Consider the following 13,237-nt stretch of genomic DNA (forward strand, 5'->3'; position numbering starts at 1 on the left):
ATGCTCAGAAAAGAGTCAATTAACAATAGCCAAACACTGTTTGCGTCATCAAAATATTGCCGTTAGCCCCTTAACAACCGAGGCATTTAAAAAATTGTTATCTAAACACCACGATGAGAAAAATTGGCAGGATATCTATCTTGCTAACATGAGAAAACATAAAAAAAATCAGAAGGAGTGGGACCGGTTGCTTGAGGAAGAATTTAGAGAGGTTGGCAAAGGAAACGAATATTATTGAGTTCGAATGGCCTGTTATGCCCTAACATTGTTCATGGATTATCATTAATGAATTGAAGGAAGCAATTTCCCATCCCTACGTTCGAGGGGGATGAGAAATTGTGAAATGATCTCAACAGAGATTAATTATTGATTACCAAAGGACAGTTATGCACAGGATGCTTTGAAATCGTAACATCCACATCAAACACGGCTTGTAACGTTTCGGCAGTCAACACTTCATGGGGTGTTCCCTGGGCTGCTAAACCGCCTTCTTTAAGAATAACCAGACGGTCTGAGTAACGGGCTGCCAGGTTAAGGTCATGCAGAATGACCATTACGCCTACACCTTTCTCAGCCTGTTTGCGGGCCATTTTCAGAGTCAGTTGCTGATGAGCCGGGTCCAGTGCTGATGTGGGTTCGTCCAGCAAGAGGTAGCGTTTGCCAAAATCCGTTTCGTCCCAGATCTGGGCCAACACCCTGGCCATATGAACCCTCTGTCGTTCACCACCGGAAAGGGTAGTATACCGACGATCTCTCAGGTGTAGACCATCGACTTCTTTCAGAGCCGCTTCAACGATGGCCAGGTTTTGAGTTCGGTCTGTCGAGCAGGGAATGCGTCCCAGAATGACCACTTCTTCAACAGTGAACGGAAAACTCAGGGAGGAAGACTGGGGTAACACGCCCAGCATCAAAGCTTGTTGCTGCAGCGACCAATCATTTCTGTCATTCAATTGTACATTGCCAGAAGAAGGCTTTTGCTCACCACTGATGACTTTCATCAGGGTACTTTTGCCAGCCCCGTTAGGGCCCAGAACAGTGACTACTTCACCGGGAGCGACTGAAAGACTGACATCATCGAGCAGTATCTTTTCACCGATCTGCACTGTGGCATTCTGAACCTTGAGACAACTCATCAGGCAATCCTCTTGCGTTGCTGCCACAACAGAGACATGAAGAACGGGGCCCCCATCAGGGCGGTGACAATACCAATGGGCAGTTCAGCGGGAGCGACAGCGGTTCTGGCAATCATGTCGGCTGCCAGCAGCAGAACACCACCCAGCATGGCTGAGGCGGGTAACAGTGTTCTGTGATCAGGTCCTGCCATCAGGCGAATCAGGTGAGGAACAACCAGCCCGACAAAGCCAATGATGCCGGCTACCGATACAGACACACCGACGGCCATGGCAGTCACCAGAATCAATTTCAGCTTGGTTTTCTGGACATCAATGCCCAGATGTCTGGCTTCGGATTCACCCAGCAGCACGGCATTAAGAACCTGTCCGTACCGACACAACGAGAAAATAACAGGACCCAGCAGGGTGAAGCAGAGCAGGACCGAGTTCCAGTTGGCGCCACCAATGCTACCCATTTGCCAGAAGGTCAGGCTTCTGAGAGTGGCATCGTCGGCAATGTAATTCAGGATTCCCATACCTGCGCCTGCCAGAGCAGAAATGGCTACACCGGCCAACAACATGGTAGCGACAGAGGTACCATTGCTGGTGGTACCCATCTTATAAACGATCCAGGTCGTAAGAACACCACCGCCAAAAGCCAGCAGAGAGACGCTGTAATCCATGAGCAGTGGGCTGGAGAATCCTGCGAAAAGTGCCGATCCCAGAACAATACCGATACCCGCACCAAGGGCTGCACCGCTGGATACACCGATAATACTGGGATCAGCCAGCGGGTTTCTGAACAAACCCTGCATGGCTGCACCGGCAATCGCCAGAGAGCTGCCAATCATGACACCCATCAGTGTTCTTGGGATACGGATGGATTCTACGATTAGACGAGTCTGGTCAGATACCTGGCTGTCAGTGATGTCCAGCCGATCCAAAAGAATGTAGATAATATCCAGAGGTGCAATGGCGACCGGACCGGTCCCCACAGACAGTACAATGACAGCTGGCAGGAGCACTGCCAGCACGATCAGCAACAGTGCCGATTTACGACTACGGTTCATTGTTGTTCTCAGTGGCGGTGATCAGGATTCCGGGTAAAAGGCCTTGGCCAGACTCAGAGCGGTTTCGCCGGTTCTTGGACCCAGACCACCCAGCAGTAACCGACCGTCTACGGGAATGACACGGGCATTTTTACCCGCAGGTGTCTGTTTCAAAACAGGCTGGCTGTCCAGCAACTGTTCCATCGTGAATCCGCGGCCACGATCCGAATAGATAATCACATCAGGGGCAAGGGTCAACAGCGATTCATTGGACAGAGGTTTATAACTGTTGAACTGAGCTTCTGCAGGATTAAAGCCACCGGCCAGCTTGATCAGGGCATTGGCCTCGGTACCGGCACCGGAAACGGATGGGTTTCTGCCTTCCATAGCGAGCAAGAACAGGACTCTGGGCTTATCTTTGCCGTCAGCTATTTCTTTAGCGGCTTTCAGGTCGCTGTCAATAGAGCGCCAGAGGGCTTTCCCTTCCTTCTCTTTGTCCAGCAGTGTAGCTAATGAACGGATGCGCTGATGGATACTTTCAGCCGAGTGTTTGGTGGCATAGGATTCTACTTCCAGACCTGCCATTTCCAGCTGAGTGAGGGTAGTTTCTGGCCCCATGTCGTCTGTACCAATCAGCATGTCAGGCTGCAGTGCCAGAATACCTTCGGCAGAGAGCTGCTTGTGATAGCCGAGCTTGGGCAGTTTGTTAACCTGCGGAGGATAGTTACTGGTCAGGTCAACAGCCACCAGCTGATCGCCAGCACCCAAAGCATAAATGATTTCAGTAATGCCACTGCCGGCAGAAATAATGCGCTTCTCGTCTGCTGAACCGTTGTTCTGAGTGTTGATCACTACTGCCGTTGTGGAGAAAGACAGTGGCAGCAGGGCAGCCATTGCCAGAGGGACCAGAAGTTTCTTTACAATTGTTTTGTTCATGGACTCTTCTCCTCCATAAGAACTTGTGCGGCAGTAATTTCGTGCTCACTCAAAAACATCATTAACTCAACCAGGTTGCCCAAAGGCGCTTCCTGATCGCCTGCGATCAGGACCATGGTATCAGGTGCTTTCCTGACCCGAGCCAGCAGCGCCTGACTAAACACTTCAAAGCTGTCGTATTTATGATCTTCCAGTGCCCAGGGCTGGCCTTTTGCCAGAATACTGACGGTGAGTGTTTTGGGCTCTTCGGTAAGAGCGGCTTCTTCACGGCTGGCCTCAGGCAGGTTCACCGGCAGACTCAGGGTTTGCACGTTGGCTGTGAACAGAAGGAAAACCATGACGATAAAAACAACATCGAGCAGCGGTGTCAGGTCCGCCGCGGAGAAAGAAGCGTTTGTTTCGTCTCTATCGGAAATACGAATCATGCTGCAACGGCCTCAGGGCAGATGCCGGTTTCCTGATTGAGAGCAATACCGTCGTCGTTCATTTTCAGGCCTTCCAGCAGCAGGTTGGCGTGGTTCAGGGCAAACTCCAGTTTGGAGACATAGTGGTTCGCCCAAATACCAAAACCGTGAGCGGCGGCCAGAGAGGGAATAGCCACCATAAGGCCAAATGCGGTAGTGAACATCGCTTCCCAGAGGCCACCAGCCAGAACGTCAGGTGTGACCGGGCCCTGTACTTCAGAAATGCCCTGGAACATACCAATCAGGCCAAGAACAGTACCGAGCAGTCCCAGCATAGGCGCCAGAATGCCAATCAGCATCAGTGGTTTCAGCCAGGCATGAAGGGCGTTTTTTTGTTTCAGGAGCCAGAGGCCAGCCAACTCTTCACGCATGGCCTTGTCACAGTCATTGTGGCTCAGCAGAATAGCGATACCCTTGCGAACCCCTTTACCGGCAACAAGGTTTTTGCAGAGTTTGTTCTGGCTGTTGTTGCAGTGAGAGCAGCCGCGAACTTCATTGAGCAGGGTGTTCATGCTTTTTTTGTTAAGGCTGGGCAGCAGAATAAACGTAATCAGCCTTTCCAGAATCAGAGCCAGACTGATGCAGGAAATAATGACCAGGGGCCAGCCCATGAGTCCTGGTTCTGAGATCTGTTCCGGTAACATCAATTAATACCTGCCTTATATCTTCAAAATCTTCTGTAGCCTGTGGCTAAGCCAAAGGCTGTTAATTCAGTTGGAATGCCACGGGAATATGTACCCGGGAAGCCACCAGTCGGTTGTTACGCTTCTGTGGTTCGAACTCCCAGTCTTCGACCGCTGCAATGGCAGACTGGTCGAGAAGCTTGAAACCGGATGATTCCAGCACTTTTATGTTCATTGCATGGCCTTCAATATCTACCACGACCTCCAGCATCACGACGCCCTGCTGGTTTCTCCGTTGAGCAATGCGCGGGTATCTGGGGGGGGCGGACTTGCGAATAGCGGGCCTGGAAACGAAAACAGGCTCATTGCTGAGACCTTCTACTTCAGTCTTTTCTGTGGTGGTTTTGACGACCTGAGTTTCAGCGAGAGGCTCTTCCTGAGGCTCTACTTCTTTCTTGGGCGGTTCCGTTTTTTTCTCGACCACCTCTTCTGGCTCAGGTTCTTTTTTAACTTCGGGCTTTTCAGGTTGCGGCTCTGGTTCCGCGATCTTGACGACGTTTTTCTTTGGCTTTGGCTTTGGCTTCTTGATGGGCTCTGGCTTTTTTTCGACAGGTTCAGGGGTCTCCCTGACAGGCTCCGGCTCGAGAGCAGCCTGCTGCACTGAAGAAAAGGTTATGCTGACAGGTGCTTTGATACTGCCCTGAGCCACTTTAGTCTGCTGAACTTCCTGCTGACCATGGTAGATCGCCGCTGCAATATGTACGGAAATGGAAATGATCAATGTGAGTAGCAGCGTTCGAGACATAATCAGTTTACTTGTGCATGGGCGAATGAAGATTACTGCAACTTTGAGATGTATTCAATAAATCAAATGATAATAATTCGCATTTATTGAGTGCATGTTCAATAAATACCAGAGGGTTGGCGGATCACAGCTCTTACCCTTTTTGCAGGGTGAGTTCTGTTTGGTCGAGGCTGTCATATTCGTCAAGACAGTCCGATGTTTTTACTGGTCTCTGCGAGAGAGAAATGCCGGGCAGGTGCCCGGCAAGGGTGGGTACGTTCAGAACATGTAACGCACGTTCAGTTTGATGTTGCGGCCTGGCTCATAGAGTGTTTCCCAAGCAGAAATGTAGTACTCATTCGTCAGGTTGTTGACGGTCAGATCGGTCTTGATGCCTTTAAGCGCGCCAGTGGTCGGCTCATAGCTCGCATACAGGTCAACCAGATCGTAGCTGCCGTATGAGGATGGGCCATCGTAATCGGAACGAATATCTTCCTGAGCACTGACATAGGTGTAGCGTGAGCCAATTTTCAGGTCACCCTGAAGCATCAGGTAGGCAGCATCTGCAACGACTTTGTCGGCCGGGATGTTATCCAGGTATTCGCCGGTCTTCTTGTCTTCACCACGGGTCTGACCGTAGGACAGACCCAGTTCGACATTCTGGTAGCGGTATTTACCGGCCAGCTCAAAACCTTTCAGGCGGGCTTCATCAACGTTTTCCCAGGTTGTTTTGGTTGGCATGCCAATCCAGTTTGGATCATAAACAAACTGCGTAATGAAGTTATCCACATCGTTTTGGAAAACGTTGGCTGTAATAGTCAGCTCATCATCACCCAGAAGATCAGCAAAATTCATCCGAGCTGAGATTTCCTTGTTCTTGGCTTCTTCAGGTTTGAGGTCCGGGTTGGGTACGAATGTATTGGTGCCAACTGGAGTTGCAAAGTGCGTTCCTGTCGAGAACATCTCTTCCATACTCGGCGCGCGGAAGGCTTCATTGTAACTGGCCGTCAGAGTCAGCCAGTCCGTGGTGTCCCAGATAAGGGCAACAGAGGGAGATACAGCGTCGTCAGTTTGCTTCTTCTCATCAATGTCGGAGTCAGAACGATTGTCCCTGGCCTCAAAACGGTCATAGCGAACACCGGTTTGCAATGTCCAGGCTTTGGCCAGAGGAACGTCGGCCTGAACGAATGCACCAGCGGTGGTAGACTCACCATCCAGAGCTTCCGGACGGTCACCAATTCCGGAATCATCCCGAACGGTTTCAATCGTGTTTCTGTAGGCATCCAGACCATAGGTCAGATCAAAATGAGTCAGCTTTGATAGGTTTGTAAAGGCTGTGCCCAGAGTTTTGTAATGGGTATTGTCAGTCTGTCCCTTTTCAATTCGATACTCGTCGAACTCGGTATCGTTGTAAAACAGCTGGAATTTGCTATCGATCAGAGCACTGTCAGGATTAAAAAGATAAGCAGCAGAAAGGTTGGTGTTGCTGGTTTCCTGAGTAATCAATGGGGAACTACTGCCAACATTTGTTGCCGGGTTGCTGGGAACCTTGGCATTGGTTTGAGCCTGCTGAGCCTTAAACTCAAGACGACTGTCGTCATTCAGCTGCCAGCCCAGTTTGGCCATAGCACCCTGCTCGCGGGAGCCGGAGTTTTCTACGTCGTCGCCATTACCTTCGCCGCTGGTCCCTGTTTCGTAGTTACCACCGTCGTTGTAGTAACCATTAAGCAACCAGTCGAAGTTATCATTCACACCGTAAAGCGAACCACTGGTGCGAGATTCATTGTTGTTGCTGTGGAAGCCCTGGGATATATAGCCACCTAACGTTTCACCAGGTTCCAGCATCTCTTCTGCGGTTTTGGTGTTTTGTACAACCACACCACCGATTGCACCTGAACCCCACAGGTTACTGGATGGACCCTTAACCACCTCGATAGACTTCAGCAGTTCCGGGTCTGTGAAATAAGTCCCACGGTGACCATTGGAGAAGTTTTGACGGGCACCATCGGTGATCTGAAGAACACGAGTGCCTTCCAGACCACGAATATTGATGCTCTGGGAATTCGCACGAGGGCCACCACTGACAGAAACGTTTGGCAGAGACTTAACGGCTTGAGCCACAGACTCAGGTTGTTCCTGCCGGATCTGATACTGGTCTACGACTTCAATCGTTTGGGCCACATCATTGATGTCTTTTTCAGACCGGGTGGCAGTAACTGTTACCTGATTGAGCAGGGTTGCGTCAGTCTGAGATGCACTTTCTGCATATACAAAACCGGAAGACACTGCCATTACAGCAATTGCCAGTCTACTTTTGCTAAACGTCATTGTTTGCCTATGTGTACTGCTATTGGATGATTCTTTATAGAGATCAGTCACACAAGCGCTCTATTCTGAATACCCCGAAGCGCTCGTGATGATGGTGTCGGATAATATGCAAAACAAAAACTAAATGCAAATCATTATCATTTATATTATAAGATGAAGATAGGTCATGAAGGCTGTTTAATGGTTTGCCTTGTTCTAACGAAGGTATGGGAAACAGGTCTATTATTAGCACGGTATAGCCAAGTGACCTTGGCACACTTGCGACGAGATCATTTTGGTATGTCAACTCATTGATTTGGAGAGGCATAAAATGAAAAAGACACTACTGGCGCTAATGGGTGCGGTCATCATTCTGGCAGGCTGTCAGGACGAGAAACCTCCGGAGACGACTGCGGTTGAGGTTCCTGATGTCATAGAACTAGAAAGCGCAATTGATGTAACACCCATTGAAGAAAATCAAGTAACCAGCACCGACACGCCCGTCGAATCTGGGCACAACGCGCAAAACGCTCTCGATTGGAGTGGTGTTTACAAAGGTAAACTTCCCTGTGCAGATTGTGCAGGCGTTGACACAACGCTAACGCTGAATAAAGACGGCACCTACTCATTGCTAGAGGTGTACGAAGGCAAAGGAGGCGAACCCACCAAATCTGAAGGTAAATTCAGTTGGAATAAATCGGGTAATATCATCACGTTGCTTAACGAGTCAGCTCCAAACCAATATTTCGTTGGTGAAAACACACTAATGAAACTGGATATGAACGGCGAGAAAGCAACCGGTGATCTGGCCTCACTCAACAACCTGAAAAAGGTGCCTTGATGGTGGCACTTAAACATGTTGCATGAAGCTGTTCGGTGCCGATGAGAGGAGGTGTCCGGTTGGACTGAGAAGAGGAGAGTTCCGAATGAACTCTCCTCGCCAGAACTACTGCTTGATCTTGTGCTTCAGAGTGGCTTCAACCCGGCGGTTGGCAGCACGTCCTTCAGCTGTTTCATTGCTGGCAACAGGCTGAGCTTCACCATAACCAACGGCGGTGATACTGTCGCCTGCAATACCGTAATCATTGACGAGAATGTTGCGAACGGCATCTGCACGACGCTGTGACAAGTTTTTGTTGTATTGCGCAGCACCTGTGTTGTCGGTATAGCCTGCAATCTCAACAGGTACATCGGGGTAGGCTTTCAGGAATTGCACGACTTCGTCAATGTTATCAATCTCGCCGGTTACCACGGCAGAGTTGGTAGCAAAGTTGACACTGAGCTTCATGCTGATGTCTTTTACCAGTGCAATCTTGCAGCCATTGTCGTCGACTTTGCGACCTTCGGGTGTGTTCGGACACTGATCCATATAATCCGGAACATCGTCTTTATCGCTGTCCAGTGCACAGCCATTGGCATCAACCGGCGCACCGGCTGGTGTATTTGGGCAGTTGTCACGACTGTCAGTCACACCGTCCTGATCAGTATCTGCCTCAACAGGCGCTGGCGCAGGTGCTGAACTGCCACCGAAGGCGTAACTGATTCCGACGTTGACCAGACTGTCCCAGGTGCTGTCGTCGGCTCCGTGGATACCTCTAACATCCCCGCGCAGCGACCAGTTTTCGTTAATGGCATAGCGGACACCAACGCCGGCATTGGCCTGTGTTTCCTGAGAATCATTGAGCTTGCCTTCAAATTCCCCATGGCCCACACCCAGAATGGCAAAAGGTTGCCACTTGGCCGTCATGGGCCTGAAGTAGTAGAGAGCATCCAGGTAATACTGGTTGACGTCAGTATCTCCAATTCTGCTGTCAGCATTGCTGTCGAGAAATCTCAGCTCTGTGGCCCATTGGTCGTTAAAGCGGTATTCACCCCCCAGAGTCAGTGTGGTGGCGTCATCCAGATTGCGATCAGAGTCAAAGTTCTGAAGACCAATTGCAGGGTTGATGTACCAGCGTCCTTCATTGGCAGAAACTGAAGCGGCCAGCCCGGTGGAAATTACAAAAGCCAGTAACTGTCGTTTTTTATACACGGCTACATTCCTTGGTGTCGTTGAAGTGCAGGCAAAGTGTACCTATTTAATGTGCATCTGTTAAATGTCTTTTTCACGTCGTCAAATGAGATTTCTACCCCACATTCAACGACAGTGACTAAATAATGTGCTGAAGACATTTAGAATTACAAAAAAAATACTGTCGCTTATCGAGAAATCCCTGAGAAAACCTTGCTGCCCTGAATACCATCAAAGCCACTGTGGTGAATGGTCGGCTGTACATCTGTGCAAGGAGCAACAGGCTTGTCTCCACTATCTATACTGGGTATCCATGGTCGGCAATCCGGGGCTGATTGAGAGCAGGCTCCTGCTGACCTGACGTTTATCCATTCAGGGCGTCGCTATGCCTTCATTTTCGAAGACCTCTTTTTTTCATTCGTGGTTATTCTGGACCACTGTGTTACTTAAGCTGGGGCTGGGAACCGGCTCTGTTTTTGCCAAGCCTTCTGTTCAATGCTCCGGAACACCGGAAAAGCTGGAAGCCGGCCAATCTATCAAGGTGATGACCTGGAATGTTCAGTTTCTGGCCGGGGGAATTTATGAACTGTGGACCGCTCCAAAGAAACGCGAAGCTCTGACTCTTGATAAACAATTGTCTGTTTTTCAGCAGATAACAGACCTCATTGAAGAAGAAAATCCCGATGTCCTTCTGCTTCAGGAAGTCGACGTGGACCCCAGAGTCAGGATGAACCAGATCCAGTGGTTTAAAGATGCCCTGCCTGCCCGGTTTCATTGCAGTACTTACACCGGCTATAGCTATCTGAAAGGAAGAGCCTCAACGAATATCCGAAAAGAGCCGGGTGGACTTAACCTGCTGACCTTTTCCCGGTTTGCGATTGAAAGTACTGTGAGGCATGACCTGCCTGCCATACCTGATCAGTCCCTTTTTCCCCTGACCACCCGCCGGGCCCTGCTGGAGACCAGAATCAATCTGGGGGCTGAGTCTCTGACCGTAATTAACACTCATCTGGATGCTTTTGCCCAGGGTCTGGATATTATGCAAAGGCAGGTAGAGCAATTGGATAAACGGCTGGGCCAGATAGGAGCCAGCTCTCTCTGGGTTACCGGAGGCGATTTCAATTTGATTCCTCCAGGGCAATATGAACACCTCAATGACTCCGAGCAGTTCTGGTACCAGAAACACTCAGAGTTATCGGTGCTGACTGACAAGTATCCGGTTGTTCCCTCGCCCAAGCAGGCTTCAGGAGAAGAAAAACGTCTATGGTTCACTAATAAAACCCGTCCGGAACTGGGCCTGGACAGGACGCTGGATTATCTGTTTCATTCAGCAAAACTGGATCTGGTGAAAGCCAGAGTGGTTCAAAAAGCTGAGGCGCTCTCGGACCACTTGCCTGTGGTGGCAGAGTTCAGATTGCAGAAGAACTGATTCATTTTCAGGTTGCAAAACAATGAGCCTACCCGTGATTCAAAAAACACATCTGGCCCTGACTGTCATGGCAGTCGCTACCGCCACAGCAAAGGCGGAAGAAGTTCTGCCGTCTACACAACCCACTCTGCTGGATCAAGTCACTGTATCCGCTACCCTAACCGAGAATAATCTGGACTCAGTCGCCAGCAGTGTAGATGTCACCTCGGCAGATGACATCGAAAAGAGAATGGTGAATGACATTGATGATCTTGTGCGATATGAACCGGGAGTTACAGTCAATAATGATGGCCGAACCGGTGCGGGTAGCTTCAACATTCGTGGGATGGATGCTAACCGTGTCAAGATTACCGTGGACAGTGTGGATCAGGCCAAAGCTTTCGATTCTACCAAGATGTTCCTGCGCTCCGGGAGAAACTTTATTGATTTCGAAACCATCAAGGCTGTTGAGGTCTTAAAAGGCCCGGCTTCCACCGTCCATGGTAGTGATGCCATCGGCGGTGTTGTGGCTTTTGTCACCAAAGATCCTGAAGATTTTCTTAATCCCGAAGGTGATGACGCCTATACATCCCTGAAGGGTGGTTACTCCTCTGCTGACAGTGCTTTTACTGAAACAGCAACCTTTGCCAATCGCAGTGGTGACCTGGAGAACCTGCTGATCTTCACTCGTCGCGATGCCAAAGAAACCCGGACCCACGGCGGTGCTGATATCAAGGGTGATGCCAGGGGTAAAGCTGATCCCAAGGATATCGGTATCAACAACGTGCTGGGCAAGTTGCAGTATCAATTGAACGACGTTCATCGTATGGGTCTGACAGCCGAGTGGCGCAAGCTCAATTCAGAAACTGATTTATTATCAATGGTCGGTGCACAGCCCACTGGAAATCCTTCACCTTACAGCAAGTTTGAGGCAGATGATTCAACAAAGCGTCAACGCTTTGGCGCGTTTCATGAGTGGGAAGCGTTCGTACCGGTTTTCGATACGCTCAAGTGGACTCTGAACTGGCAGGAAACTGAGACCAATCAGGTGACCTATGATGAAATGCAGGTCGAGACCGGGAGTGCTCCGCAATGGGAAACCCAGGGAAGAAACAAGGATTACACATACAAGGAAACCAGCTGGCAGTTTGATCTGAAGATGACCAAATGGCTGGACTTCAAATCGTCCGATCATCTTATCAGCTTCGGTCTGGAGCAGCAGAGAAAAGAGCAGAATAACCTGAACAGAACTACATACGTTAAGAATCCGGCTGGCGAAGAGAGTGACATTAGTCGCTATGCGCCGCTGGCGACGGTGGATTCTTTGGGTATCTATCTTCAGGATGAAATATCCCTGCTGAATGATCGTCTGATAGTGACCCCCGGTGTTCGTTATGACCGTTTTTCAGCTGAAACTGAAAAGGATCAATATTACACAAATGTGTATAAAGACAAATCATACGACAGTTGGCCTCTAAAGACAGGAGTTGTTTATAAGTTCACGGACGTGTTTTCCGGGTTTGTACAGTACAGTCAGGGCTTTGGAACACCCGATTTATTTGCTATGTACTTTGAAGAAATCGTACCTGTCGGCCCAATGAATATTCATGTTATGCCCAACCCTGATCTGAAGCCTGAGAAAAGCGATTCTATCGAAGTAGGACTGAGAGCGAACGGGCGACTTGGAAGTGCAGAGATCACTGCATTTTACAATCGGTATGATGACTTTATTGAAATGGTTCCCCTCGGAACGGATGGGAGAGATATTCAGTATCAATATCAGAATCTTGATAATACAACCATCAAGGGTCTTGAGCTGAAAGGCCAGCTCTGGCTGGATGAAGCCGCTGGAGCACCCATTGGATCAAGCTTGAAGGCAGCGGTTGCCTGGAGCCAAGGTCAGGGCACTTTCTCGAATGATAAGGGAGAATTATTTAAAGACGCCCCCCTCAACAGCATTGCTCCGCTCACCGCTGTTATTGGACTGGCCTATGATTCACCCAGTGAAAACCGGGGCGGGGCTGTAATGTGGACTCTGGTCGCCGCTAAAGATAAAGATGATATCTCTAACAGCGATATTGCTTCAGACGAGAGTGAAACAGGGGGCGAACAGTTCGCAACACCCGGCTATGGCCTTGTGGATATAACCACTTACTACAAGCCGATAAAAGAAGTGACCCTGACCGCCGGCATTTTCAATATGACTGACAAGAAATACTGGCATTGGGATGACGTGCGTGGTCTTTCCGGCACCTATGATGGGCTTAGCCGTTATACTCAGCCCGGCAGAAACTTTTCTGTCAGTGTGAAGTGGGAAATCTGAACGGGCTATCGGTGATTGGGTTACTTCGTAAGTGTATTCCGGTTTGTATCATCAAGCTTTCATTTTCGGTGCTTCCTTCTGTGATCAGACAGGGCTTGAGCGTTTGGCAGAGTCTTCTGGCACTCAGGGCAGGTTTGTTCTGGGGTGTGATCTCTTCTTTTGTGAACCGACAGGGCTTTCGCATTTGGCAGGGTCTTCCGGCACTCAGGGCAGGTTTGCT

The 13,237-nt window shown here is 49.6% G+C and carries 13 protein-coding genes; 4 read left to right on the forward strand and 9 right to left on the reverse strand.

The annotated features are described in order from the left end of the window. The coding region (locus tag KDK18_RS13930; protein WP_257255537.1) for a hypothetical protein at positions 1–238 on the forward strand (238 nt) is incomplete at its 5' end. 121 nt (positions 239–359) lie between these two features. Here the strand turns inward: KDK18_RS13930 and KDK18_RS13935 are convergent. The 7 genes from KDK18_RS13935 to KDK18_RS13965 all read right to left on the reverse strand — a co-directional run bounded on the left by KDK18_RS13935 (position 360) and on the right by KDK18_RS13965 (position 7,296). Further along, positions 360–1,133, reverse strand: coding sequence for a heme ABC transporter ATP-binding protein (locus KDK18_RS13935; protein ID WP_257255538.1), 774 nt, complete (start codon positions 1,131–1,133; stop codon positions 360–362). Continuing rightward, positions 1,133–2,182 (reverse strand): iron ABC transporter permease, encoded by a 1,050-nt coding sequence (locus tag KDK18_RS13940; protein ID WP_257255540.1) that lies wholly within the window; start codon positions 2,180–2,182, stop codon positions 1,133–1,135. Before KDK18_RS13940 ends, KDK18_RS13935 begins: the two co-directional genes overlap by 1 nt. A 21-nt stretch (positions 2,183–2,203) precedes the next feature. Continuing rightward, positions 2,204–3,097, reverse strand: coding sequence for a hemin ABC transporter substrate-binding protein (locus KDK18_RS13945; protein ID WP_257255541.1), 894 nt, complete (start codon positions 3,095–3,097; stop codon positions 2,204–2,206). Continuing rightward, entirely contained in the window at positions 3,094–3,522 is a 429-nt protein-coding gene (locus tag KDK18_RS13950) for a biopolymer transporter ExbD (RefSeq protein ID WP_257255542.1), read from the reverse strand. The genes KDK18_RS13945 and KDK18_RS13950 overlap by 4 nt, the downstream gene beginning before the upstream one ends. Continuing rightward, complete coding sequence (locus tag KDK18_RS13955) at positions 3,519–4,172, reverse strand: MotA/TolQ/ExbB proton channel family protein (protein WP_257255543.1); 654 nt, start codon at positions 4,170–4,172, stop codon at positions 3,519–3,521. Before KDK18_RS13955 ends, KDK18_RS13950 begins: the two co-directional genes overlap by 4 nt. Positions 4,173–4,266: 94 nt before the next feature. Continuing rightward, positions 4,267–4,989, reverse strand: coding sequence for an energy transducer TonB (locus KDK18_RS13960; RefSeq protein WP_257255544.1), 723 nt, complete (start codon positions 4,987–4,989; stop codon positions 4,267–4,269). 258 nt (positions 4,990–5,247) lie between these two features. Then, complete coding sequence (locus tag KDK18_RS13965; RefSeq protein ID WP_257255545.1) at positions 5,248–7,296, reverse strand: TonB-dependent hemoglobin/transferrin/lactoferrin family receptor; 2,049 nt, start codon at positions 7,294–7,296, stop codon at positions 5,248–5,250. A 310-nt stretch (positions 7,297–7,606) separates the two neighbouring features. Between KDK18_RS13965 and KDK18_RS13970 the strand changes: the two genes are divergently transcribed. Beyond that, on the forward strand, positions 7,607–8,116 hold the full coding sequence (locus tag KDK18_RS13970; RefSeq protein WP_257255546.1) for a copper resistance protein NlpE: 510 nt from the start codon (positions 7,607–7,609) through the stop codon (positions 8,114–8,116). Positions 8,117–8,221: 105 nt separating this feature from the next. Here the strand turns inward: KDK18_RS13970 and KDK18_RS13975 are convergent, their stop codons facing one another. Next, positions 8,222–9,307, reverse strand: a complete 1,086-nt coding sequence (locus tag KDK18_RS13975; RefSeq protein WP_257255547.1) for an OmpA family protein — start codon at positions 9,305–9,307, stop codon at positions 8,222–8,224. 364 nt (positions 9,308–9,671) lie between these two features. On the opposite strand from KDK18_RS13975, the gene KDK18_RS13980 reads away from it, so the two are divergent. Then, positions 9,672–10,715, forward strand: a complete 1,044-nt coding sequence (locus tag KDK18_RS13980) for an endonuclease/exonuclease/phosphatase family protein (protein ID WP_257255548.1) — start codon at positions 9,672–9,674, stop codon at positions 10,713–10,715. Positions 10,716–10,737: 22 nt separating this feature from the next. After that, positions 10,738–13,017: a TonB-dependent hemoglobin/transferrin/lactoferrin family receptor gene (locus tag KDK18_RS13985; RefSeq protein WP_257255549.1), complete on the forward strand. Its 2,280-nt coding sequence runs from the start codon at positions 10,738–10,740 to the stop codon at positions 13,015–13,017. A gap of 59 nt (positions 13,018–13,076) precedes the next feature. Here the strand turns inward: KDK18_RS13985 and KDK18_RS14810 are convergent, their stop codons facing one another. Further along, positions 13,077–13,208, reverse strand: coding sequence for a C2H2-type zinc finger protein (locus KDK18_RS14810; protein WP_368736491.1), 132 nt, complete (start codon positions 13,206–13,208; stop codon positions 13,077–13,079). Positions 13,209–13,237: the final 29 nt, after the last annotated feature.

The sequence above is a fragment of the Endozoicomonas sp. SESOKO3 genome (genome assembly GCF_024606255.1).